Genomic DNA, 26,295 nt, shown 5'->3' on the forward strand with positions numbered 1-26,295 from the left:
GGTAAGTGCATCATTCATTTACCCTTCCTAAAATCTATGATGTCTGACTGGTTTAATTTGTTTCGATTCTGGTTCTCTCGAAAATCATTCCGGTTTGCAATTTTGCTGCTGTTATTTTGCTGTAGCACGATCGCTGTGAGCTTAGTTGCGGTTGGCGATCGCGCCCAAGCAACTCAGCCACTTCAGCAAGCAGAAGAACAAGTGATTCGCAAATTTGCTCTGCCTGAAGATCCTGCCCCGGCTCCGGTATATCGTCCTGCCCCAGCTCCGGTGTATTCCCCTCGCTACTCACCCGAACCTGCCTATTTCCCGGAACCGCCTGCTCCTGTTTACTCAGCTCCGCGTCGTGCGATGAGTGCGCCTGCTCCGGTTGCCCGGACGGAAAGCAGCGATGTGAAAAAGGCTGACACTTCTGCAAAACCAAATCCGGTGGAATATGTGTGGGAGTTTAACCGTAGCCCGGAAACCGGAAATCGGCTGCGGCTAGAAGGCGTTTATCCTGAAGTGCGGCTGGGCTTTACCCGCGCGCGCAACTGGCAGGTGCAGTCCGCAAAGGCAATTATCGAGTTTCGCCAGTCAGCATCGCTGTTGCCCAAAAAGTCGAATCTGACGGTGCGGATTAACGATACGACGTTGGGCACCGTGCCGCTGAATCGCACAAATAATCAGACGGGAAAGGTTGCCTTTAACATTCCAGTCAATTTAATCCAGAACCAGAATGAGATCTCGATTCTGGCAGAGCAGCAAACCGACGAAAACTGTACCAATCCCAACACGCCCACGCTATGGACAGAGATTTTGCCCACGTCGAAGATTGTGTTCAGCTTTTTGCCGCAGCCCGTCACGCTGGACTTTAGCCGCTATCCTTATCCGATCGCCGATGAGTTCAGTCCTGAGCCAAACCAGATTGCTTATCTGCGTCCAAAAACGATGCAGTCTGACTGGTTGACGGCGATGACTCGCTATCAGGCAGAGCTGGGACGGCTGATAGGCTTTCATCCGCTCAAAACCCGCGTAGTAGACAATATTAGCCAGCTTAAAACCGAGGAACGCCTCGTGATTATGGGCACACCCGCAACCCAACCTTTGCTAGTGACCTTGAAGCTACCTTTTACGCTGAAAGAGGGACGTATGCTCGACGGGGAGCAAAAGCCGCTGCCCGATGATGTGGGCGTGTTGATGCTGACCACGCTGCCCGAAAAGCAGATTCCCGTCCTGGTGGCTGCCGGAAACGGCACTGCTGGAATGAACAAAGCCGTTCAATTTCTGGTACAGACCAAAGATCGTCAGCTCGGAACCGGGCAGGCTCTCTTAGTAAACAATCTAGAGTCGCCCCAATCACCAGAACCAAGGGATTGGGCAGGCTATTTGCCCAACGCCGATCGCTTTAAACTGAGCGATGTCTCGATCGATCGCAACGCATTCTTCGTGGATAAAACCGTACGGGGAACCAGAGCGGCTCCTGTCGAGATTCCTTTTCAGACCTTACCGGGCGATCGGGTGCTGCGCGGCAGTACAGTGACGCTGAATTACAGCTACAGCCCTCAGGTCAACCCCCGCAATTCCACGGTGGAAGTCGCGCTGGACAATATTACGCTGGGCGCAGAGCCGCTTCGCGCTCGAAATGGAGGTCGCCATTCGTTTACGGTGAATCTGCCTGATGATGGGGTGCGTCCTGACTCGAAACTGTATGTCCGGTTTATGCTGCATCCGCAGGACAATCAAGTGTGCGGACTGGAAGCCGATCGCCAGCTTTGGGGTACAGTTCACAGCGATACGGGTGTTCATCTGGTGCGTGATACGGTGATTCGCCTGCCCGATCTGAATTTGGTAAAGGCGGGCTTTCCCCTGGCTGCGCCGCAGGATCTCTCGACCACCGCAGTGGTTTTACCCGATCAACCCTCGGATGCTGAAATGAATTTGCTGCTGGCGCTAAGCCGCAGACTGGGGCGCATTACCCAATCAGAGTCAATCCAGCTTCAAACCTATCTTGCTAAAGATGTGACGCCGGAAGTGAAAGCCGAGAAGAGTTTGGTGGCGATCGGGCTTAGCGATCGGCTCCCAGTTCCCGAAGCTCTCACCAGCAAAGGCTTAAACCTGAATACTGCTTTTCTACGGGAGTTTGGCACAACCCAGGTGCAGGCATTGCCAGACGGCGAAGGCGTGGTGAAATCAGTGGTGTCACCCTGGAACGATCGCCATGTGCTGCTGGCTCTCACGGCTCAGCGTGAACAGGGTTTGCGAGATGTGCAGGATTTGTTTGAAATCGATCGTCTGTTTGGGCAGCTTCAGGGCGATACGGTTCTGATCCACCGCAATCAGCCGAACCCTTCTCCATTCGATCCAGATGGCTACAGTCTGGAGTTTCTTAACCGTGCTCCCCGCGAAAAAGTGGTGACGCAGGCAAGCCTGATGGGACGGATTGTGCTGTTCCTGCAAGACCACTGGCTGCTGCTGCCCCTGGGAATTGTGCTGCTGCCGCTGCTGATGTACGGCTTTTCTCAAATCTTTCTGAATCGCGTTGCTGACCGAGGTGCAGAGTCATGACCCATTCACCCAATTTTGCTGCCGAAGCATTCACCAATTCTCGCTTTCCTTTGCTGAAGCGGCTATTTCTCAACGTTCCCATTGCGATCGATCGCTTATTGCCCAACGCAGGTAAATGGACGCTGTTTGCGATCGTGATCGGGCTGCTGATTGTATCTGTGCCGCTGATTGTCACACCTTTAGCCCCGATTCAGCAAGGCATTATTGCCGCAATTCTAATTGTGATCGGCTGGACGATCGTGCAGTCTGAAGAGCGGCAGATCAATCGGCGGGTCAGTGAGCATCTACACCTGTTCCTCGCCTGGATCAGCGTAATTACAACGCTCCGCTACCTTTATTACCGCAGCAGCTACACCCTGAATCTAGATGGCTGGCTGAACGCGACCTTTAGTATCCTGCTGTATGCCGCCGAACTCTATGCCGCTGGAACGCTGCTGATTTCCTACTTTCAAACGCTGCGATTGCGCGATCGATCTCCTGTAGACCTTTCTGCTTTCCCGGAAGCAGACTGGTTCACCGTGGATGTGTACATCCCGACCTATAACGAAGAAGTGGCGATCGTGCGAAAAACGGCTCTGGCAGCGATGGCACTCGACTATCCAGCAGACAAAAAGCGGGTTTATGTGTTGGACGACGGGCGCAAGTTTCCAGAGCGGCGGCTGAAGCTGCAACGAATGTGTCAGGAACTCGGCTGCACGCTGCTGACTCGCGACAACAACGACCATGCCAAAGCCGGAAACATCAACACGGCACTGCGGCGTACAGCGGGCGAACTGATTTTGATTCTCGACTGCGATCACGTTCCATCGCGCCAGTTTCTCAAGCACACCGTCGGTTTCTTCTATCAGCCCAACGTGTCGCTGGTGCAAACGCCCCACTGGTTTTATAACGCCGACCCTTTCGAGCGCAATTTGCTTACTGGGGGACAGGTTCCGGTTCACAATGAGCTGTTTTACAAAGTGATCCAGAAAGGAAATGACTTCTGGAATGCGGCTTTCTTCTGTGGCTCGGCGGCAGTGATTCGCAAGCAGCACTTGCTGGAAGTGGGCGGCATTGCCGTGGAAACCGTGACCGAAGACTGTCACACCTCGCTGCGGCTGCACGATCGCGGCTATCGATCGGTTTACTACGACAAGATCATGGTGGCAGGTCTGGCTCCCGAAACCTTCTCGGCGTATGTAGGGCAGCAGGTACGCTGGGCGCAGGGCATGGCGCAGATTTTACGGCTAGAGAATCCGCTGCTGAATCCCCGGCTGAATCTCTCGGTTCCGCAAAGACTGTGCTACTTTTCCGCCTGCTCGCACTTCTTTTTTGGCTTTCCGCGCCTGATGTATGCCTTTGCGCCAATTCTGTATTTGCTGTTTGGCATTAGCCTGGTACGCGGCTTGGGTCTGGAAACCCTGGCCTATGCCATGCCCCATGTGGTGCTGGGCCTCTACGCCAACTACATCACCAACAAAACGACCCGCTTCTCGTTCTGGAATGAGGTGTTTGAGAATGCGATGGCGTTCCATGCCGGAATTGTCACCTTCCTAGCACTGCTGAATCCGCGCATGGGGTCGTTCAAAGTCACCGACAAAAGCCTGCAAATGACGAATCGCCGCCATTTTGACTGGCGATCGAGCTGGGTGCCCCTGATGGTTTGTGGCCTGCTGGTGCTATCGCTGCTGGTGGTTCCCTTCTGGCTGATTGACTATCCAGCGGCAAAAGAAGCGATCGTCATCAACGCTTTCTGGGCGTTCTTCAGCCTGACGTTGCTGGGTGCAGCCCTGCTGGTCGGCTTTGAGCAGCCCCAGGTGCGGCGGGCACATCGACTTCAGCGGCAGTTGCGATCGGCGGTTTACTGTGGTGAGCAGCTTACCTGCAACGGCATTACGCTCGATGTCAGTGAAGCGGGAGCAAATCTTCTGCTCGATCGCTGGACGGATCTGCCGGATATTGTTGAGCTGGAGCTATGGGGTGATTTTGAGGCGCGGGTTTCGCTCAGTGCCCACATCACTCGCATCACGCCCATGCCGCAGGATCAGGTCAAGGTTGCCGTGGAGTTTGTCGATCTGAGTCAGGCCCAGGCAGATGCCCTCGTGCGCGTAATTTATTCTGATGTGGCAGAGTGGTACGCCCAGGAGCGAACCATTATTGACCATCCGCTTGCCTCCTTTGGGTTCTTGCTCACTGGACCGCTGCGTGCCCTGACCGATCGCCACCCCGCCGAAAAATCGACCCGATTCAAATCCATTCAAACGCTGGCACAAATCTATTGGGGTGGTCAGTTTTATCCTGCTGTCGCAACCGGAGTCAACTCGCGATCGATTCGCCTGGAACTCCTGCCCGATGCCCCGATCGATTCCAGCCTGCTTCAGCTCAACCAGCCTGCGGTTGGATTGCTGCTTGGTTCTCCCAATCCTGAAGCTCAGCCGATTCGTCTGGTGGCTCAGGTGGAATCAGTCATGTGTAGCGATCGAGCCTTTAACGGAGCGATCGACCCCAGCGGCAACTCGGCAACCCAATGCTTGCAAACCCCCGGACTCCGCCTGGAACTGACCTTTCCCCAGCAACTCGACCTCCAACAGCAGTCCAAAATTCGCCAACTGCTCAGAACGGTCTAGCTGTGAGCGATGCAAAGCACTTTCCTGATTAGGGCGATCGGGATTTTGATATCCATTCCATGAGAAATCAAAGGGGCTACATTGCCCCTTGAATACCCCAGTTTTGGGGAACTTTGCAACCCGCAGGCGAGCTACCTTTCGCTCAGAGAGCGGTAAATTCCCCTTGAATTCAGCCGCCCAAAGCGTGACAGCTTGTGCCTTGCCCCCAGATGCAGATTACCTGCTCATCAGATGCTCGACCACTGCCTGCGCGATCGCCTCATTGCCGTGTTTGGACACCGTTTTTCCGGTGCGGGGCGGGTTCAGCGGCTGGTTGAGAAAATCCCAATTGCTGTTAAAGAATTCTTCGGGCTCTAGAATTCGATGGGTCGCGTAATCCTGGAGTCCATCGAGCAAAATGGGCGATTCGGCAAAGTCTTGTCGCGTGATAGTAACGACGGGCAGCTCCAGGCGGCAGGCTTCTGAGAAGGTGCTGAATCCGGGCTTGGAGACGACGCAGCAGCAGAAGGGCATCAGGTCTACCGGGCGATACTGGTATTCGGTAATGGCAACCAGATTCGGCAGGGCGGGCGCATTGCGATCGAAGGTAATAAACTGCCAATCGGGAAAGCGCGTCAGGCTGTCGTAAGGGAGACGATCGATTCCTAGTCCGCCAAAGGTGAGCATAACGGTGCGTTCTTTGGGGGCAGTCAGGTTAAATTTCTGCCGCAGGTCTTCCAACGGAAAGCGAGGTGAGCCGCCTGTTAATCCGACATCAGTAATGTGCGGAAAAGCGGACATTGGCTCGTGAAACGGTAAGCGAAACAGTCGATCGCACTGGTTAAACTGCTCAGCGATCCAGTCGGCTTCTGCCACAAAGTCGCCGCCCCAGGCACGATAAATAAAATCCCAGCCGAAGTTGCTCATCATCCAGCAGGGTACGTCAGCCGCTTTTGCGATCGCGCTTGCTAAAGGCGGAATATCTGCCAGCACTAAACCAACTCGATTTTGCTTAATGAAATTCACTTCGCCTGCGATCGTCCGGTTTGCCTTTGCCCGGATCTGCCGCAGCTTTTCCAGGGTGGCAACTTTGTCCATTGTCAGGCTGTCGGATTGAATAATGCCAATATCCAGCGCGACAGGACGGTGAATAAAATCCTGCGTGATGTAGCATTCCAGCAGCCAGCGCGGGGCAGTGGTGGCAATCATCACCAGCACGTCTGGGTAAAGGGTTTGAATCGCGGCAATGACAGCAGCGGTGCGGGTAGCGTGTCCAAAGCCGTGATTCGTGATGGCAGCGTAGAGAATGGGCTGAGGCATTGAGCGGCGTTTAGTGTAAATCTTTATCCCACACTGCAATATAAACCCGATCGCGATCGTTGCGCTCTACAATGCCTTCTAAATTGCCGCGCTTGAAGGAATATTGATTAGTTTGTCGATCGCGCACTGACATCAGTCCTGCCGCAATTTCTGAACTCATCTTGCCATCGAGCATGCCATCAAGCGTAGACTCCATGATCTCTGGGTCGATCGACTGGTCAAAAGAAGCTTCGGTCTGGCGAATTCGATCGCTGTCCTGGTCATAGATATACGCCAGCGTGATGCGATCGGGCACGACGGTATAAAGGGCAGTTCGCGTGTTGTCCCAATAGCCCACAGAATTTCGCACGGTGGGTTCTCCCAGTTCACGCACAACCGATCGCTCGTCGGTTCCCACGGGAATGCCGGGAATGTTGCGGGCATCATTGGCGGGTGCGGCGGGTCGATCGCTATTCATCGCATCCCGGTATTCTTGCTCGCGTCTGACACTGTTGGATGCCAGTCGTCTGGGCTGGTCTGCGTTCTGGTCTTGAGCCTCTGAGTCAGAATTTTCTCCAGATTCAAACAAGTCTCGAACCAAGCCGGGCAAGTTAGCCGTGGGCGTGGCACTGGGAGAAGCTTCTGGTGTGGGAGACGGGTCAGGAGCCTCAACCGAAGCAGCAGCTTCAGGCGATTCGGCCGGAGCCGGAGCCGTCGTCACCTCAGTCTCGCTTGCTGGAGGCGTTTGCGGAGAATAGTTCCTTACTGCTATCACCGAGACAAGCGCAATACTGGCGATCGTGACTGAACCCAAAAAGGCAAGCGCTCTGGGATTAAATCGACGGGCAGCCGGACGGACAGGGGTGGAGGAAGGGGCAATGGGAGCCGGAGCGGTTGGCTCGTTGGCATTGAAATAGGTGGGAAAGGGAGGAGCCGTGGGCGCAGCAGGCGGGGTCGGAGTCGCAGGGGTCGGATTCGCAAGATTTGGAGCCGCATAATGAGGGCTGACTGCTAGCGTTGCCGCAGTTGAAGGACTGGGCGGGACTGCCTGCGGAGTCGTTTGAGAATTTGCTTGCGTTACATGGGGCAGCATTGCCAGCCAATCTGCGACCGATGCGGGACGATAGTGAATATCAAGTGCCATGCCGCGCATCACCGCTTGATTGGTCGCCGGACTGATTTCGGGACGCAGATCACGAGGTGCAGGCATCGGCTGACGATCGCGCAACACCGAAGACACCGGAACCTGAGTTGTGAGCAGGGCATAGAGCGTTGCTGCCAAGCCGTAAACATCAGTTGCGGGAGTTCGTTTTGCCTGCGCCATGTATTGCTCGATCGGCGCGAATCCTTCGGTGATAATGCTGGTGTGAACCTGGGTTGCGCCTGGCGTAAATTCTCGCGCAATGCCGAAATCAATCAGCACGACTTGATCGGTTCCTTCCCGCAGAATTATGTTTTGCGGCTTCACGTCTCGATGCAGCAGTCCGTTTTGATGCACGGCTTCCAGGGCGGCTCCCACCTGCCGGATGTAGTTAATGGCGATCGTTTCGGGCAAGGGCTGATTGGGAAGGACGATCGCATCTAGAGTCCGCCCCGGCACGTAGTCCATTACCAGATAGGGCACTTCGTCCTCGATGAAAAAGTCATTCACCCGCACGATATTCGGATGCACACAAAGCGCGAGCCGCCGCCCTTCGTCCTGAAACTGCTTTTCGAGCTTGGCATACTGGGGATGCTGCCGCAGATTGGGGTTCATGGTTTTGATCACCACGACGCGATGCAGGTAGTGGTGGGTTGCCTTGAACGTAATGCCAAACCCGCCCTGTCCTAACGGCTGATCAAGGGTATATTTACCGCCCTGTAAGGCTTGCCCGACTTGGATCGTCATGAGTCTTTAGCCGCTTCTCCAAAACACCAATCTGAAGACACCCATTCGAAGACACTCATTAACTGATCCACTCTAGCCGATTGTGTCGAGCGATGCCCCTTCACCGGGACAGATCGATCGGCTGGATTAGAGCCGTTCTGTTCCTTGTTGTACCATGTTTGTCGAGCAATTCGGCTGTATGGGGATGAGTGCTGCGGTGAGGTTGCTCGCTCTAAAATAAACGCATGAATATCGACTACGATTCGGCTTGATGATGCCGGAATGATGCCGAACTCTGGAGAATCTTAACCATAAAACTTCCAGGTTTGCTGGAACCGATATAGGCATTGCTGCCTCCGCTACCGCATGCTTAAAACAGCAAATCCTTGCCTGTCTTTGACAAAGCGATTGGGAAAACTAAATCTTGGCAGTACACTAGTTCTCAATCTATCTGTAAGGATTCGGGCAATATTAATTTGCTAAATGCTCTGCTCCTTTGCTAAATGCTCTGCTTCACTGTTCATAACCAGAACCCTGCCAAAGTTGCCTTATCCCATTCGATCGCCACTAAGCCGTTTATCTGCCTATGTCGCTTGATTTGAACCCGGCGGGTCTCAATTCTGAATTAGATCCCCAATTAAATCCTCTATCAGATTCCAAGCTCAGTTCCGAACAGCTTCAAACGCTGGCACTGAAACAGCAAATGCTTCAGCGATTGCGATCGGGTCTGCGATCGGGTCAGCAGCGGATGGCGGATTGGAAAAGCGGGTCATTGGCAGTTTCAGCGGTTCCGGGATCGGGAAAGTCTACGGGGATGGCGATCGCAGCGGCGATTTTGCTGGCAGAGCGATATTTAAGGTTGAGCAGCACTGCACCGCTTCAGGCAGGAATTCTACCGACCGAACCGTTACCAAATGGGCAGCCCTTTCCCACCGGACAACTGCTGTTGGTGACGTTTACGCGATCGGCGGTGGCGAATTTGAAGGGTAAGATTCGGCAGTATTTGCGCGAACTGTCTTTGCCGTCGCAGGGGTTTCAGGTTTATACGCTGCACGGATTGGCATTGAATATTGCATCGCGGCATCCTGATTTATCGGGCATCCATCTGGAACGGCTGATGCTAATTTCGCCGAATCAGAGCAATCGTTTGATTCGGATTTGTGTGGATCAGTGGATTGGCGCAAATCCTCAGTTTTATCAGCGGCTTCTGGAAGGCAGACAGTTTGACGGCGAAGAAACCGAGCGGCTGCGGCGGCAGTCTGTGCTGCGAACTGAAGTTTTGCCAGAATTGGCGTTTACGGTGATTCACGAAGCCAAAAGCTCTGGCCTGATGCCTCAGGATTTGCTGAAGCTAAGTCAGCAGGGACGCTCGATCGGGGAAGTTGACGACTACAATGTGCTGGAAATTGCGGCAGGCTTATACGATCGCTATCAAGATCTGCTGCGGCTACGCGGATTTATTGACTACGACGATATGATTCTGGCAGCACTGCGGGTTTTAGAAAATGAAAGTGCCTGTCGGTTCTGGCGATCGCAAATCTATGCGGTGTTTGAGGACGAAGCGCAGGATTCTTCTCCTTTGCAAACGCGCCTGCTGGAGATTTTGGCGGCTGATGCGATCGATCCCCATGCGCCGCTTAATCTAGTGCGGGTGGGCGACCCCAATCAAGCAATCAACTCCACCTTTACGCCCGCTGATCCGCTCTTTTTCCGGGAGTTTTGCGAACGCTGTGGCGCAGAAGGAACGCTGGCAGAAATGGATCAAGCCGGACGCAGTAGTCCGATCATCCTTCGCGCGGCAAACTTTATGCTCGACTGGACGAATCAACGCTACAAAGTTGAGCAGTCCCGCGAACCGAGCCTTCCCTTTCGTCCGCAAAAGATTCAGCCTGTGCCGCCAGATGATCCGCAGCCTGATGCCAATCCTGCCCCGGAAGGGAACGGTCTCGAAATTCGCTTTCCGGCGGACACCTACCACACGGTTGATTTGATCGCGCAGCGCGTCGGCGATTTGCTGACTCAGCATCCAGCGGCAAGAGCGGCAATTCTGGTACGGGAAAATCGACAGGGACGGTTTATTGCAGAACGCTTGCGCTATCCGCAGGAATTTGGCATTGACACCGACCTTCAGCAGCTTGGGATCACGATTTACGATGTGGGCGATCGCGATCGACAGTCTCATATTCCTGCTGAAATTCTGGCGTTGCTGCAATTTCTCGATCGTCCTCACTCGCCGGATTTCCTCAAAGCCGCGTTGCAGGTGTTTGTCGATCGTCAGGTGATTCCCACGCAGGATCTCAATTTGCTGGTGAGTTTGCCGGAACAGTTTCTTTATCCGGGACCGCTCGATTCCCCTCAGCCCGAACCTGTCCTGAAAGCTCGCCGCTACTGTACTGCGCTGCTGCGGGCCCGTCTGGAACTGCCACATTTTCAAATCATTCCGTTTCTGGCGATGACGCTGCAATACGAGCAGGCAGAACTCGCTACCGTCGATAAACTTGCAGAGCGACTGGCACAGCAAACCGCCGCCAATCCTTCGCTGTCTGCCGTGATCGAGGCATTGGGGGAAATTGTGCGATCGGAGCGGTTTGAGCCCGTGGAAACCGATGACCCGGAGGAACGCTACATTCGTGCCAAACAGGTGACCATTATCACAATGCACAAGGCAAAGGGTCTGGACTGGGATTTTGTGTTTATTCCGTTTCTGCATGAGCCGCTCATTCCCGGTAGTATGCGCGTGTTGCCCCAGTCGCAGTTTTTAGGAGATTTTGCCCTGCCTGAAATTGCCAGAGCGCAAATTCGCGCCAGCATCCACGGCGAATATCCTTTGCCGGAAACGATCGCTGCCTGGGAACGGGCAAAACAGCTCAAGGTGGCAGAAGAATTTCGCTTGCTTTATGTGGCAATGACCCGCGCTAAGCGACTGCTGTGGATGTCTGCCGCCCGCAAAGCTCCCTTTACCTGGAGTAAGCCGGATAATTTGCAGGATCAGGTTCCCTGTCCGGTGCTGCCTGCCCTTTGTCGGCAGTTTCCGCAAACGTAATTTCCAGCAATGTTTCCAGTAATATCTTCAGCAATACTTTCAATACTTTCAGCAATGTTTCCAGTAATACTTTCAGTAATGTTTCCAGTAATACTTTCAACAATGTTTCTAACAGTAGTTTCAACTATATCTTCAACAATCGTTTCAGTCCTAAAGTCGCCAGTTTTCTCAGAGTAGAATGATCGATACCTTCTTTAGGAGTGCGAACCGTGAACCCGACCGATCGCGATTACACCCTGCTCATCGACAAAAGCGGCAGTATGTCTACACCCGATCAGCGCGGCGGAAGAACTCGCTGGGAAGAAGCTCAGGAATCGACGCTAGCACTTGCGCGCAAATGCGAACAGTTTGGCCCGGACGGCATCACGGTTTACCTATTTTCGGGGCGGTTTAAGCGATACGACGCTGTTACCTCCAGCAGGGTCTCGCAGGTTTTCTTAGAGAATGACCCGATGGGCACGACGAATCTGGCAGCAGTGCTGTATGATGCGCTGGAAAATTACTTTCAGCGAAAGTCTGCCGGACAAACAAAACCCGGAGGAGAAACAATTCTGGTGATTACTGATGGAGAACCAGACGATCGCAAAGCGGTGATGGAAGTAATCGTTAACGCAACGCGCAAAATGGATCGCGACGAGGAATTAGCCATTTCTTTTGTGCAGGTCGGTGATGATGTGCAGGCAACCCGCTTCCTGAAAGCACTGGATGACCAGTTGCAGGGAGTTGGCGCAAAGTTTGACATCTGCGATACCGTCACGATCGATGAAATGGAAGAGATGACGATCGCAGAAGTGCTGTTGAAGGCGATCGAAGATTAGGAAAAGACAGGGAACTCTCTTGTTTGTAGAGCAGCTTTATAGGGCAGCTTTGTAGAGCAGCTTCAGGGAGCGGCTTCGTGGAGCGGCTGGAACCCTAATCCCTCGAAAATTCCCCCTCTCCTCCAACCCCTTTTCTCACAGTCTTTTCCTTCAAGGGGTTTCTTGTGTAACGACTCCGACACACTGACCCTCAGGGAGGCAAAGTGAAATGTCTATACTGAGGACATTACTGAGGACGTTACTCAGGATATTACTCAGGACGTTACTTAAGGCGTTAAGGCGGCTTTGCCTACTAGCACGGGAAAGGGAATAAGGGTAAGGAAATAACCGTATGGACGACTTTTTTCGGGAACTAGAAGAGCTGGTCGATCAGGGATTTGAAGGATTGCTGGAGTTCGTTCGCGTGATCGAAGGCAGAGCCGAACCGGACGACGTGCGAAACGATCGCAACCCCGATGGCAGCAATGTGCAGGTTCAATCTCGCCCAGACACGCAGACAACCCGCCCCACCGCACCGAGCCAAGTGCCGACTGAACGAACCCCTGTCCCCTTTAGCGACTGGTTTTCTCCGCCTACACAGTCACCGACCGTTTCGCTTTCGGGCATTGGCGGACTCTCTGAAGTGCTACGCGAACTGCGTGAACTGGTCGAACTGCCGCTCAAGCGTCCCGAACTCCTGTCCATGCTGGGCTTAGAACCGACCACAGGCGTACTGCTCGTCGGACCACCGGGCACGGGAAAAACCCTGACGGCTCGTGCCCTGGCAACCGAACTGGGAGTGAACTATATTGCGATCGTTGGTCCTGAAGTAATGGGCAAATACTACGGCGAAGCAGAACAACGGCTGCGAAACATTTTTCAGAAAGCGGCTCGCTCTGCGCCCTGTATTGTGTTTATTGATGAAATTGATAGTCTCGCGCCCGATCGCGCCAGTGTTGAAGGCGAAGTCGAAAAACGAGTCGTGGCTCAGCTCTTGAGCCTGATGGATGGCTTTGGCAAAACCCCTGGTGTGATTGTGCTGGCAGCTACCAATCGTCCCGATCAGCTGGATATGGCATTGCGTCGTCCAGGACGATTCGATCGCGAAGTGCAGTTTCGAGTGCCCGATCGCCGGGGACGCATGGAAATTCTGCAAATTCTGACGAAGTCGATGCCGTTAGACGACACGGTCAACCTGGAAGAGATTGCTGATTTGTCGGTGGGCATGGTGGGCGCGGATTTGAAGGCACTCTGCCAGAAGTCGGCATATTTGGCACTGCGGCGACTTCTGCCAGAGTTTGATAGTCCTGTTCCTGCCTGGATGAAGGTGACCCAGGCTGATTTCATGCTGGCGATCAAGCAAATTAAGCCTGCGGTACTGCGATCGGTTGAAGTGGAAGCACCGAAGACAACCTGGGATGACATCGGCGGGCTAGAAACAATCAAACAAACCCTTCAGGAATCCGTTGAAGGGGCACTGCTTTATCCAGAGCTGTATCGCCATACAAAGGCAAAGGCTCCACGCGGCATTTTGCTCTGGGGTCCGCCGGGAACCGGAAAAACGCTGCTTGCTAAAGCGGTTGCGGCTCAGGCACGGGCAAACTTTATTGCGGTCAATGGTCCTGAACTGCTGAGCAAGTGGGTTGGTGCATCAGAACAGGCAGTGCGAGAGCTGTTTACACGGGCACGTCAGGCGGCTCCCTGCGTTGTGTTTGTCGATGAGATTGATACTCTGGCTCCGGCACGGGGCAGCTTTATCAGCGACTCCGGCGTGAGCGATCGCGTCGTGGGACAACTCCTTACCGAACTCGACGGCTTGCAGGATTGCCCAAATGTGCTGCTCGTTGGCGCAACGAACCGACCAGAGGCACTTGATCCGGCTTTACTGCGATCAGGGCGACTCGATCTGCAAATTAAGGTCGATCTCCCCGATCAAAATAGTCGTCTCTCAATCTTGCAGGTGCATAACGGCGATCGCCCCCTTGCCGAAGAAGTGGATTTAAACCACTGGGCAGCCCATACCGAAGGCTGGAATGGGGCAGATCTCGCGCTGCTGAGCAATCAGGCAGCTCTGGAAGCAGTCCGCCGCTATCGCAACGAGGGACAAACCGATCCCAGCAGTCTGCAAATTACCACCGCAGACTTTACCACTGCCCATCGGCGATTAGCAGATCAGAGAGGTGAGGGGGTTGCTTCGGGAAGTTTGTAGGGCGGAAAGTTTATTGTGAAAGCACGGCAATAAAAAACCCGATCGCCTCAGATCGGGTAAAGCTTGATTTTGCAGACCGCCCTGATTCAAATAGGATGACCTGAATCAATTTCTAGCGGCTCATCGAATCATTTAGCGCATCCGTCGATTCGTCGATTAGTTCAGTTCCACTTTGACGACTTTGTTGCGCTCTTCCTGCTGTTTAGGCAGGGTCAGGTGAAGAATGCCGTCTTTGTATTCGGCTTGAACCTGCGTATTTTGAATTCGTGCAGGCAGCGGAATCACGCGCTGGAATGTTCCATAGTAGAACTCGCTGCGGCTCATTCCTTTATCTTCAGAGCGAATCTCAGACTTGCGCTCACCTTTGATCGAAACTATATCCTCAGTAACTTCAACGTTGAGGTCTTTGGCATCCACACCAGGAACTTCAAGCTTGAGCTGAACTACATCTTCGGTTTCGCTCAGTTCTGCCGCAGGCATTCTGCCAAATGTCTTCCAGTCGTCACCAACTGTGGGAGCGATCGTATCCGCAAAGAGGCGGTCGAACTGACGTTGAAGCGTGTCAATTTCCTGCCAGGGATTCCATCGAATGATTGCCATAGGGTTCTTCCTCTAATCAATTTTTCAATGGTTTAGTGATTGAACAAGCGTTTCACCTGTTCCTTAATTGTTATTCTAGGCAGTGTTTTCATTGAGGGCAGTACGGTCAAACCGATCGTATTCGTTGGGATTGCCGAACTCCTGCATCGCTTCAGGCAAGAGTGGCTGAAAAACAGAGCTGGTCACGATAGGAACTCGGTTTTGATCCATCTCTGTAATTGGCACAGAGCGTGATATTGGTGTATCCACACTCTCGCAGACACATCATAAATTCTTCGCGCCCAAACCAGTGCAGCGGAAGATGCTGTAATTCTGTATCGATCAGCTTTCCATGTTTCCATTTCTCGTATCGAATGAGCGTATGCTCAACTTGCGCTATCCAATCAATCCAGGATGACGTTTGCATGACAATGACTGAGCCATCTAAGCACGTAATGGGCTCTCGCTGTTGCACAATGTTTTCTGTTTTGAAAGAGCCAACAGGTAATTCTAAATCGATAAAGATTTTTCCATTAGGTTCTAAATGCCTAGCAAATGCTTGTAATGCCGCGATCGCTGCTGTGCGATTTCCTAGCAGCATAAACGAACCAAAAGTCACAACAATCGCACTAAACTTACCCGGAAGATCCAGGTTTTCTATCGAACCCTGATAAAGCGCAGGCTTTAAACCTCTGGCTGCGCAATTTCGTTTGCAAGCGGTAAGCATATCGGCTGATGCGTCAATTCCCTCGACATTCAGCCCCGCCTCTAGTAGAGGAATGAGTAAGCGTCCTGTACCAACCATTCCCTCTAAAATTCTTCCGTCAATTTGGGAGAGATGCTGTATGAAATAAGGAACATCAACATATTCCCCAGCAACAGGTTTGGTAAGCTCATACACTTCTGTACAAAGGCTTCCATAGGTAGTTAGCGTCATCCTGCTATCATCCTGTCGCGATCGCCAGAGGGTTGATCCTTCACCGCTTCACTCGTCTCCTTCGTTTTCTTCGTTAACCTTCCACTGTCCAGCAGTTTCCGCAGCGCGGTATGGCGCAACCTCATAGGGCGAGGCTTCGCCGTTCTCCCTCTGGGGTAATCGAGTGGGGACTAGCTCTAGCTGTGTGGGTGGGTTGGGCTGATAGGACGGGGCGGGCGCACGGCGACGGCGAGAAACGTTTTCTTCGGTGGTTTCTTCCGCGACGACTTCATAGAGAATTGCTCGCTTTTGATCCTGTCCTTTTCGCAAAATCCGCCCTAACCGCTGAATATACTCCCGCGCTGAACCCGTTCCCGATAGCAGAATTGCAACGCTCGCTTCAGGAACATCTACGCCTTCGTTCAGCACATGGGAAGCGACCAGCGTTTTATAGGTTCCTTCGCGGAAGTGCTGCAAAATTTCGTGGCGTTCTTTCACAGGCGTTTGGTGCGTAATTGCCGGGATCAGGAATGATTGTGAGATCCGGTAAACCGTCGCGTTGTCGTTCGTAAAAATCAGCGTTTGCTCAGGATAGTGTTGCGCCAGCAAATCGGCTAACACGCGCAGTTTGCCTTCGGTTCCCAGAGCAATCGATCGCGCTTCTCGGTGTGCCAGCATTGCCCGCCGTCCCGCCTGAGATTGGGCACTTACCTGCACAAATCGCTGCCAGCCATCCAGCGACCCCAACCGCACATTCATCCGCTGCAAAAAGCTGTTGCGCGTTTGAATCAGCGTATCGTAGCGGCTGCGCTCCTGCTCCGAAAGTTCCACCTTAATTTGCACAATCTCATGGTGTGCCAAAGCTTTTCCAGCAAGCTCTTCGGCTGTGCGGCGATACACTACCTTTCCCAGTAGCAGATCCAGATCCGCGTGTCTACCGTCTGATCGATCCGGAGTTGCCGTCAGTCCCAGCCGATAGGGAGCGATCGTAAATTCTGCAATCACTCGATTAAAGTCGCTCGGCAAATGGTGGCACTCATCGCAAATTAGCAGTTCGTAGCGGTTTCCCAGTGATTCGGCATGAATTGCAGCACTGTCATAAGTGGCAACGAGGATAGGCGAGCGATCGCGGGAACCGCCCCCCAGCAAGCCGACTTCTGCATCAGGAAACGCCGCTAGCAGATGGGCATACCACTGGTGCATCAAGTCCAGCGTTGGAACTGTGATCAGCGTACTGCAACCCGTCGCCTGCATCGCCATCTGCGCCAGATAGGTTTTTCCCGCCGCTGTGGGCAGCACGACCACTCCTCGCCGCTGAGCCGCAATCCAGGCAGAGAGGGCTTCTTGCTGATGCGGATAGGGCTGACGCTCGAGCTTCGCCGCCAGATTCACCGAAGCAAAATCAGGCACAGAATTATTAAAGGCAACCGCTTCAGCCTTGAGGCGATCGATCAGCTCAGAATACTGAATTGCCGGAATCCGAAACTTCTCAATGCGATCGTCCCAAGTGGCAAAGTCAACCCAGGCTTTTCCGCGGGGTGGCGGATGTAGAATAAGCGTTCCGCGATCGAAGGTCAGGGTAGGAGTGCGCCCCATAGGAAAGGAAAGTTGCTGATGGTTATGAATTCTATAAAGCTAACAGTTTAGAAATTGGAATAACGTTCCGTGGCTCGGTAATCTTTACGGAAGAGATTAATCGGATAAATGTTAGAGACAATTTAGTCTTTGGCAAAGTAGATAAATTGCCGCCAGAAATACAAAAATCTCGGCAAGGAATTCAAACGAACGAAACCGAGGCTCCTTCCCATTTTGCCGATGAACCCCGTTTCATTAGCTGATTCAAGCTTGTTATTTTTCTAGGTGTAATCAAATTTCTTATTTTTCTTCTGAGATAATTGTGAGAAAGCGGAATGACGAGGGGTGCAAGAATGCAGCTTAAAAGTCGGGCAAGTGGTTTGAGCAGGGCTGTCCTGATTGTTTCGATTCTGAGTTTATCGATCGCCGCATTCGTTAACCGCGCCGCCGCCCGTCCCGCAGACCTTTTTTCACCCTATCTAGAGCAAATTCGGCAAGCAATCCCGCCCCGTGCCGAAATGCGTTTACCGTCGCAAATTCTGCTCGGAGGTCTGGGTGGGCTAGATCCAAATACCTTAATTGTGAAAGTGTTGCCCACCGCAACACCGCCTCGCCTCACAATTAGCCTGTTCACCTGCGAGCGGGGACAATTTCCCTGCTTGGTGGGGAGCTTTGCCGCCGAACTGGCTACCTCTGCTAATGCGCAGCGCGAACTCAGCCGACATCAGGCAATGGTAGCCCCGATTACGCTGACGGAAGGTGTGCGTGGATATTTAATGGAAGGAAGCAACCAAGCGCCGCCCTCGGATTTCTCTTCTTTAATGTGGCAGCAGGATGGGATGACTTACACCGTGAGTTTTCTCGCAGCAGAGCGGCAAAATATCCTTGATATGGCGCGTCAGATGGCAACCGCCCCGCCTCTCAAATCGCTTCAAATTCAGTAACATAAAAAAGGCTTATCATTTGAGCTAGCCTTCCTGGTTCACCCACGGCAGAACGGCAGCGAGTATTTTTACCTAAAATTTTTTAAGAGAGCCGATCGCCCCAAAAGCCTTTACCTGCGGTCGATCGCCGATTTTCTCTAGCTCTGATTTATCCTGCTGCCGCATTTTTTACTATTTTTTAGTGATCCCTTGGGTGATAAGCTGAGGTTGGCGAATTTCAAACGTTCAGGCTGTTTTCAACCTTTTATTAAGCTGATCACACGATAGGCGCAAGCATGGTCACCACAGCAGAAAAAACCAACGTTGGTTACATTACACAAATTATTGGTCCCGTAGTCGATGTCCGGTTCCCGGCGGGACAAATGCCCCGGATCTACAACGCGCTGCGCGTGACGGGCAGAAACACCGCAGGCGCAGATGTTGCCGTTACCTGCGAGGTACAGCAGCTTCTGGGCGACAACCAGATTCGTGCAGTGGCAATGAGCACCACCGATGGCTTGGTGCGCGGTATGGAAGCGTACGATACGGGTGCGCCTATTAGTGTGCCCGTGGGTAAAGCCACCCTCGGTCGAATTTTTAACGTGCTGGGCGAACCGGTAGACAATAAAGGTCCGGTCAACGCAGAAGAAACTTCTCCGATTCACCGTGCAGCTCCCAAGCTGACCGACCTGGAAACCAAGCCCTCTGTGTTTGAAACAGGCATCAAAGTGATCGACCTGCTGACCCCCTACCGTCGGGGCGGCAAGATCGGTCTGTTTGGCGGTGCGGGCGTGGGCAAGACCGTCATTATGATGGAGCTGATCAACAACATTGCAACCCAGCACGGTGGTGTGTCTGTGTTTGCAGGGGTAGGTGAGCGGACTCGCGAAGGCAATGACCTTTACAACGAAATGATCGAGTCTGGGGTAATCGACAAAGAAAACCCTGAGAACTCGAAAATTGCGCTGGTCTATGGTCAGATGAACGAACCGCCGGGTGCCAGAATGCGCGTCGGTCTGTCGGGTCTGACGATGGCAGAATACTTCCGCGACGTGAACAAGCAGGACGTACTGCTATTCGTTGACAACATCTTCCGCTTCGTTCAGGCAGGTTCCGAAGTATCAGCTCTGCTCGGACGGATGCCTTCTGCGGTAGGATACCAGCCGACTCTGGGAACGGATGTGGGCGACCTGCAAGAGCGCATCACCTCCACCACCGAGGGTTCGATTACGTCGATTCAGGCCGTTTACGTGCCTGCGGACGACTTGACCGACCCCGCTCCGGCAACCACCTTTGCTCACCTCGACGGAACCACCGTACTCTCTCGTGGTCTGGCAGCAAAAGGAATCTACCCGGCAGTAGACCCGCTCGATTCCACCTCGACCATGCTCCAGCCTGGCATTGTAGGCGATGAGCACTACAACACGGCGCGATCGGTGCAGTCGACGCTTCAGCGTTACAAAGAGCTTCAGGACATCATCGCAATCCTGGGTCTGGATGAGCTGTCAGAAGACGATCGTTTGATTGTGGCCCGTGCCCGCAAGATCGAGCGATTCCTGTCGCAGCCGTTCTTCGTAGCAGAAGTATTTACCGGTGCGCCTGGTAAGTACGTCACCCTGGAAAAAACGATCAAGGGCTTCCAGATGATCCTCTCCGGTCAGTTGGATGATCTGCCAGAGCAGGCATTCTATCTGGTGGGCGACATTGATGAAGCGGTCGCCAAGGGTGAAAAGCTCAAGTCTGAAGGGAAGTAAGGGTGAAACGGTTCGGGCATTGGAACACTAGCTCTGATGCCTGAATCTGCCCGATTGAACGCTGAGGAAAACTATGCCACTAACAGTTCGTGTTGTCGCTCCAGATAAAACGGTTTGGGATTCAACGGCAGAAGAAGTGATTTTGCCCAGTACGACCGGACAGCTTGGAATTCTTCCTGGTCACGCTCCCTTGCTTTCTGCGCTTGATGTTGGCGTAATGCGTGTGCGGGCTGGCAAAGACTGGACTGCGATCGCACTCATGGGCGGATTTGCTGAAGTCGAATCGGATGAAGTCACGATTCTGGTGAATGCTGCAGAGCGGGGGGATGGGATCGATCGTGAGGCTGCCCGGACTGCTTACAGCGAAGCCGAGGCAAAGCTCAATCAGGTGCGCGGTAGCGGTTCCCGCCAGGAGCAATTCCAGGCAGAAAGAAACGTTCGTCGCGCTCGTGCCCGATACCAGGCAGCAGGCGGAATGGTTCAGGTTTAACTTATTCTCAAGTAATCTGAATAACCAATCAGGGCGTAGAGCAATCTGCGCTCTTTTTTGTTTGCATAAAGTAGAGCTATGACTGAGACAAGAGAACGTTTAAAGTTACAGCTTCTTAGCCAGGAGTAGAAATTCATTTTGTTCTGACTCTAGAGACATACTTTACGTCCTCGTGAAGAATTACAAAGCGTCTCTACTTCTTTCATACACTGAAGAAATAAAGAAGCTCCTCTGTCCAGTTTTCGGGGTACATCATATACACAGCTTATGAGGATGAAAGATGAATGACCCAACTCTTGCATTTCTTGTGTCACTGCTGCTGAGTGTAGGTGTTCCGCTTATTCCTCAGCGGCAGGCAAGGTGGATTACTGCTATCATTTTGACGATTATTGTAGGGTACTCAGGATATTCAGTGGGCTACAGGCAGGCTTCTAAAGGTGAGAAGAGCTTTTTTAATCTCATTCAACCAAACTCTCCCCAGACGCCTCAGGAGAAGAGGAATGATGGTGCACTTTCCTTTAGTCCACCTCCTGTCTCTGCTCCTTCCCCCTCTCCTAGTCAAACTGCTAGTCCCTCTGTTAGCCCAACTCCCCCTCCTCCTACCATCCCAACGGCTTCGCCTGAGTCTAAAAATAGGTTTCAGGTAAAGTATGAGAATAGAGAATATCCTCAGAGTCAGTGTGGACGAATTATAGGTGCACCTGTCTACCCTGTATTCATTGCAGGTAGTTGGAGCAATTACCAGAGAGTGAGAAGAGAGTTTTGCAGAGATGCCTACTATGACTATGTAGGAGGTAGAATCCAAGTCGCCTCTTTTAGCGATGAACCAGAAGCAAATGACTTTGTCGTCTTTATGAAGCAGCATTTCAATGAAGCATGGAAGGGCGAACCTCAATAGCGTGCATCACATCATGTAGATGTTGCACAATACTCCAGTATCTAATTTAGAGAGTAGCTCTATGCTAGAGTTACCCGCTTGAAATATTAGTCATTCTCTATATTGCTGTAAACAATACATATCTTTTAGATTTCAATGCATGGATTGACGAAACTGTCTGTGAGCTGCGCGATCGCTGCTGGCATGAGATCGATATTGAGCATTTGATCGACGAGGTTGAAGATTCGGGCAAGTGGGAACGGAGAGGAATAACGAGTCAACTTGTCCGTCTTTTGCTCCACCTACTCAAATGGCAGTATCAGCCGCAGAGACGATCGGATAGCTGGCTCGACTCAATTACCGATGCGCGAACTCAGATTGACTTGACGATTGAGGATAGTCCCAGTCTGAAAAACTATCCAGCAGAGCAGCTTCAGGCAAGCTACGATCGGGCCCGACAACAGGCAGCGAAGCAAACAGGTCTGGCAATTTTCACCTTTCCCGAAGAATGTTCTTATACGATTGAGCGAGTTCTCAATGAGGATTGGTTGCCGGAAGATGAATTGTGACGGCTGCTGATTTAACCGCCTCAATTAACTAGTAACCGCCTATATTAAGATCTGACTTTCATTCAAGATCATCATGAGCATCGCGGCGGAACTTTGGGAAGCTAATCAGGATTTGGCGATCGGCTGTCTCAATAACGCTTTTGTGCAGGGAATTGGCAACGGCAGTTTACCGAGGTCAAACTTTGCCTATTACGTGGGACAGGATGCTTTTTTTCTAGAGGCGTTTGCCCGTGCCTACAGCATTGCGGCGGCGAAAGTGCCCGACTGGAAAGGATTTGGCGTGTTTCACGGTTTGGCAGCAGGCGTATTGCAGGAATTGCAGCTTCACCAGAGCTATGCGACGCAGTGGGGCGTGAATTTACAGGACGTGCAGCCGGGAACTGCGACTCGTCGATATACAGATTTTTTGCTGGCAACAGCCTGGAGCCAGGAAGTGGGAGTGACGATCGCCGCGATGCTGCCCTGCATGAAGCTCTATGCGTTTCTCGGACAAAAGCTAGCCGCGAATGGTATCCCTGACCACGCCTACGCTGACTGGATTCGCATCTACAGTAGCAATGAGTTTGAGCCGCTTGCCGATCAGCTTGCTGCCCTTGCCGATCGCTACACGGTAGACTCTCCGCTTGCCCGATCGACCTATCGCTATGCGATGCAATGTGAGCTGGACTTCTTTCAGGCAGCCTGGGAAGTGGCATGAATCGGGAAAAATCGATGCGTAGCAGCTTCCCTGGGCGTAATCATAACGAGTTTGGTAAGAAATCGCTAATTTTCTGTTGTATGCGTTACCATAACAAGTAAAGGTTACTCATCTGCACAATGGTAGATGAAGAACCAAATTAGCTCATTGAATGGGGTAAAAGAAACGCTCTTCGTTCCTTTTGAAGTGACCTTTTAGGGTGCATTGGTAGCTCTTTAAGCATTAAGATTGCTGGACAAAATCTCGCTTCAAGACGTAGTTCACAATTTTATCGTGCTGCACCTTTTGATGATTGATTGCTATCAAACTTCTCTCCCTTTGAGAAATTAATTCAGGAAATGCTTACTGCTTTTTAATTGGGCTGATTACACTTCAAATATCAGTAGTACTCCACGCAGAAACCGTAATTAACCTTTTCGAAAACTCTTTTTGAAAACTATAGTATTTAGGTTTAGCTCTTGAATTATTACTCAACGATACGGTTAGTAATCAAGGCATGATCTCTTTCAAACGGCACTTGCGAAAATGAATTAGTTTTTACAACTCAAATTTTGGAGTCGATGCGTAAATTGCCTTGTTCAAATCCTTCAGGCTTGCCATCATCCCCCAGTCAAACTTGACCATTATCCACGAAGATAAAAGCTCATTGAGGATCCCTATGTCGCACTCTGTTAACACAATTTCTAAGCAAGAATCTGTTATCAGTGCTGGTCGATCGGCTCAACAGATTAAGGCAGAAATAGAGGCAACATTTGGGTTCATTCCTCCATTTTTTGAGCCAGCAGAGCATGCTCCTCAGGTATTAGAAAACCTTTGGCAGCACACGCTCACTGCTTACGTTTATAATCCTTTACCTGCTCTGTTTAAGGAAAAGCTTTCTGCTTACCTTTCGCGATTTTGTGGCATTCCTTACTGCATGATTTGCCATAGCTGCACTCTGCGTCCGCTGGGGCTGGCAGCACAGCAAGTTTTAGCATTACTGGAGGCACCCCCACCCTCACCAGAGGAGCTAGAAGCTCACCTCAGAAGACTTTCAGCCCAAACTTATCCGCTGTTGGACTGGTCAACCTTAACTCCATTGATGGAAGAGAGCCTGCTACAGGCAGCAATTTTTATTGCCCTCGATAGCGAGCAGTCAGAACATTGTCGAAGTGCTTTACAGGATTTTCTAGGTGCTGCAAATTATAAGCATTTGGTTGCCTTTATTGCTTATGTCAAAACTTGTCATACCTGGATGGAGTTTCATCCGGAGGTGGCGTACGAAGCAGACCAGCGCGTGCAGGACAACCTGAGCGCACTACTCGCAGATGAGCCGAATTTGGCTGACTTCTTTCGCAACTATCGAGAGCGGGTGAAGCAAGAGCGCCAGAGCCGGGCGGAACAGCTTGCCGAGCTTGCAAGGCAGCAATGGCGAGAAAAAATGCTGCGTCAGCAGGTTGAGCGTGAGCGGATGATGACGAAAATTGCTCAGCGCATTCGTCGATCGCTCAATCTAGAAGAGATTTTAAGAACTGCCGTATGTGAGGTTCAGCAGTTTCTGCAAGCGGATCGCGTGTTTATCTACCGCTTTGAACCTGATTGGAGCGGTGAAGTAACGGTCGAATCCGTTGTTCCAGAGTTTTTATCGATCGAGGGAACCAAAGTTACCGATTCTTTCTTTATCCAGCCCGGCAACCGCAAGCTATATCAGCAAGGGCGTATCCAGGCGATCGATGATGTTCGTGCTGCAAATCTCTCCCCATGCCATCTTGAGCTGCTGACTCGGCTCCAGGTGCGGGCAAATTTAGTTGTACCGATTGTGCAGGGCGAACAGCTCTGGGGCTTGCTCGTTGCAAATAGCTGTATCGATGCTCGCCAATGGCAGCCGATCGAGCTTGATTTGCTCAAGCAGCTCTCCACTCAGTTAGCGATCGCCATCCAGCAGTCTGAACTGCATCAACAGGTGCAGACCGAACTGATTGAACGTCAGCGATCGGAGGAGAAAATTCGTGAGCAGGCTGCTCTGCTGGACATTACAACCGATGCAGTTTGGGTATTAAATCTAAACAACCAAATTCTATTTTGGAATCAGGGAGCTGAACAGCTATACGGTTGGCAGAAAGCCGAGGCATTCACCATGAGTGCTAGACATCTTCTTGCTCCGAATAGTTCTCCTCAGCTTGAAGACATCCAAAAAGTAGTGTTTGAAACTGGAAAGTGGCAGGGAGAGCTGCGCCAACTGACCAAAGATGGCAAAGAGATTTTGGTCGAGAGCCGCTGGACTGCGGTGTTTGGAGAGAACCAGCTAAAATCTATCCTCGTCGTTAATACAGACATTACTCAAAAGAAACAGCTTGAAAAACAGCTCCTTCATGCCCAGCGATTAGAGAGCTTGGGAACGTTGGCAGGCGGCATTGCCCATGACCTGAACAACATTTTGACGCCGATTCTCGCGATCGCCCAACTGCTTCAGATGAAACTAACGGACGCGGATGCATCGACTCTTGAATTCCTGAAGATGCAGGAAACGAATACGAAACGCGGAGCCGCATTAATTAACCAAATTCTGGCGTTTGCGCGCGGGTCTGAGGGTCAACGCCAAGTACTTCAATTGCAGAATTTAATTTCAGAGGTGAAGCAGGTTACTGCCGGAACTTTTCCAAAGTCGATCGGAGTTCATACCCATATTGACCCTGATCTTCATCCGATTTCTGCTGATCCAACGCAATTGCACCAAGTGCTGATGAACCTTTGTGTCAATGCTCGTGATGCCATGCCCACAGGAGGTTCCTTAAGCATCTCTGCTGAAAATTTATTCATTGACGAAAGCTATGCCCATGTTCACTTAGATGCCAAAGTTGGTCCTTATGTGCTGACGTCTGTTGTCGATACGGGGATGGGTATCTCGCCTGAAGCGATTGATAAAATCTTTGATCCTTTTTTCACCACGAAAGAATTGGGAAAAGGAACAGGACTCGGACTATCAACGGTGAATAGCATTATCAGAAGTCATGGGGGATTTTTAAACGTTTACAGCGAAGTTGGACAAGGAACCCAATTCAAGGTTTACCTCCCCGCAATTCAGGGAGTGGAAGCCCAATCGGCAGCAGATCTGGAACAACCGCTTGGACATGGAGAACTCGTTCTGGTCGTCGATGATGAAGCCCTGATTCGAGAGGTGACAAAAACGTCCCTAGAAACCTCTGGCTACAAGGTTTTAACTGCCAGTGATGGCATTGATGCTGTTGCTGTCTTTGCGGAACACAAGGATAAGGTAGACATCGTCTTAATGGATATGATGATGCCGAATATGACAGGTTCAGCAGCAATGCAGATCCTCAGAAAAATGAACCCGCTGGTCAAAATTGTTGCGTTGAGTGGGCTACCTTCCAGTGAAAAAGTGAGGGAAGTGATGAATATGGGAGCGACTGAATTTCTCGCAAAACCCTACACAGCGCAGGAATTACTGAAAACAATGCATGTCGTTCTTCAAAAAAATCGATCGCCCGAAACTCCAGATCTAAATTGACTTGTGGCACATTGAGCAGCAGCATTTTTCCTTTATCGTGCGGCCAATGCTTAGACCGAT

Annotated in this window: 17 protein-coding genes; 12 read left to right on the forward strand and 5 right to left on the reverse strand. The window is 51.8% G+C overall.

Annotation, left to right across the window (positions count from 1 at the left end):
- The first annotated feature begins 36 nt into the window (after positions 1-36).
- Together NDI45_RS13820 and bcsA are read left to right on the forward strand one after the other, a co-directional pair.
- On the forward strand, positions 37-2,547 hold the full coding sequence (locus NDI45_RS13820; RefSeq protein ID WP_348247677.1) for a cellulose biosynthesis cyclic di-GMP-binding regulatory protein BcsB: 2,511 nt from the start codon (positions 37-39) through the stop codon (positions 2,545-2,547).
- Positions 2,544-5,153 (forward strand): UDP-forming cellulose synthase catalytic subunit, encoded by a 2,610-nt coding sequence (gene bcsA / locus NDI45_RS13825; protein ID WP_348247678.1) that lies wholly within the window; start codon positions 2,544-2,546, stop codon positions 5,151-5,153. Before NDI45_RS13820 ends, bcsA begins: the two co-directional genes overlap by 4 nt.
- A gap of 216 nt (positions 5,154-5,369) precedes the next feature.
- On the opposite strand, the gene NDI45_RS13830 is transcribed toward bcsA, so the two are convergent.
- Both NDI45_RS13830 and NDI45_RS13835 read right to left on the reverse strand, forming a co-directional pair.
- Positions 5,370-6,452 (reverse strand): glycosyl transferase, encoded by a 1,083-nt coding sequence (locus tag NDI45_RS13830; protein ID WP_348247679.1) that lies wholly within the window; start codon positions 6,450-6,452, stop codon positions 5,370-5,372.
- A gap of 10 nt (positions 6,453-6,462) precedes the next feature.
- Entirely contained in the window at positions 6,463-8,319 is a 1,857-nt protein-coding gene (locus NDI45_RS13835; RefSeq protein WP_190791688.1) for a serine/threonine-protein kinase, read from the reverse strand.
- 682 nt (positions 8,320-9,001) lie between these two features.
- Here NDI45_RS13835 and NDI45_RS13840 point away from each other — a divergent pair.
- From NDI45_RS13840 to NDI45_RS13850, 3 genes are all read left to right on the forward strand, one after another.
- Positions 9,002-11,341, forward strand: coding sequence for an ATP-dependent helicase (locus tag NDI45_RS13840; protein WP_242067302.1), 2,340 nt, complete (start codon positions 9,002-9,004; stop codon positions 11,339-11,341).
- Positions 11,342-11,550: 209 nt separating this feature from the next.
- Positions 11,551-12,159, forward strand: a complete 609-nt coding sequence (locus NDI45_RS13845) for a VWA domain-containing protein (protein ID WP_347277866.1) — start codon at positions 11,551-11,553, stop codon at positions 12,157-12,159.
- A 331-nt stretch (positions 12,160-12,490) separates the two neighbouring features.
- Positions 12,491-14,347: an AAA family ATPase gene (locus tag NDI45_RS13850; protein ID WP_348247680.1), complete on the forward strand. Its 1,857-nt coding sequence runs from the start codon at positions 12,491-12,493 to the stop codon at positions 14,345-14,347.
- 156 nt (positions 14,348-14,503) lie between these two features.
- Here the strand turns inward: NDI45_RS13850 and NDI45_RS13855 are convergent, their stop codons facing one another.
- From NDI45_RS13855 to NDI45_RS13865, 3 genes are all read right to left on the reverse strand, one after another.
- On the reverse strand, positions 14,504-14,947 hold the full coding sequence (locus NDI45_RS13855) for an Hsp20/alpha crystallin family protein (RefSeq protein ID WP_348247681.1): 444 nt from the start codon (positions 14,945-14,947) through the stop codon (positions 14,504-14,506).
- A gap of 151 nt (positions 14,948-15,098) precedes the next feature.
- On the reverse strand, positions 15,099-15,827 hold the full coding sequence (locus NDI45_RS13860; protein ID WP_348247682.1) for a class I SAM-dependent methyltransferase: 729 nt from the start codon (positions 15,825-15,827) through the stop codon (positions 15,099-15,101).
- 84 nt (positions 15,828-15,911) lie between these two features.
- Positions 15,912-17,438 carry a DEAD/DEAH box helicase family protein gene (locus tag NDI45_RS13865; protein WP_190789616.1) on the reverse strand — a complete coding sequence of 509 codons (1,527 nt, stop codon included), beginning with the start codon at positions 17,436-17,438 and terminating at the stop codon, positions 15,912-15,914.
- A 332-nt stretch (positions 17,439-17,770) separates the two neighbouring features.
- Here NDI45_RS13865 and NDI45_RS13870 point away from each other — a divergent pair, with 332 nt between their 5' ends.
- From NDI45_RS13870 to NDI45_RS13900, 7 genes are all read left to right on the forward strand, one after another.
- Positions 17,771-18,361, forward strand: a complete 591-nt coding sequence (locus tag NDI45_RS13870; RefSeq protein WP_348247683.1) for a hypothetical protein — start codon at positions 17,771-17,773, stop codon at positions 18,359-18,361.
- A 275-nt stretch (positions 18,362-18,636) separates the two neighbouring features.
- Entirely contained in the window at positions 18,637-20,094 is a 1,458-nt protein-coding gene (gene atpD, locus NDI45_RS13875; protein ID WP_190793967.1) for a F0F1 ATP synthase subunit beta, read from the forward strand.
- 73 nt (positions 20,095-20,167) lie between these two features.
- Complete coding sequence (atpC, locus tag NDI45_RS13880) at positions 20,168-20,584, forward strand: ATP synthase F1 subunit epsilon (RefSeq protein ID WP_190793968.1); 417 nt, start codon at positions 20,168-20,170, stop codon at positions 20,582-20,584.
- A 280-nt stretch (positions 20,585-20,864) separates the two neighbouring features.
- Positions 20,865-21,482: a hypothetical protein gene (locus NDI45_RS13885; protein ID WP_348247684.1), complete on the forward strand. Its 618-nt coding sequence runs from the start codon at positions 20,865-20,867 to the stop codon at positions 21,480-21,482.
- 101 nt (positions 21,483-21,583) lie between these two features.
- A complete protein-coding gene (locus NDI45_RS13890) occupies positions 21,584-22,030 on the forward strand; it encodes a DUF29 domain-containing protein (protein ID WP_348247736.1) in 447 nt (148 codons plus the stop codon).
- A 73-nt stretch (positions 22,031-22,103) separates the two neighbouring features.
- Positions 22,104-22,727, forward strand: a complete 624-nt coding sequence (locus NDI45_RS13895) for a TenA family protein (protein WP_348247685.1) — start codon at positions 22,104-22,106, stop codon at positions 22,725-22,727.
- 658 nt (positions 22,728-23,385) lie between these two features.
- Entirely contained in the window at positions 23,386-26,235 is a 2,850-nt protein-coding gene (locus NDI45_RS13900) for a response regulator (RefSeq protein ID WP_348247686.1), read from the forward strand.
- Positions 26,236-26,295 lie beyond the last annotated feature (60 nt).

Origin of the sequence: Leptolyngbya sp. GB1-A1, assembly GCF_039962475.1 — a bacterium.
GTDB lineage: Bacteria > Cyanobacteriota > Cyanobacteriia > Elainellales > Elainellaceae > Leptolyngbya_A.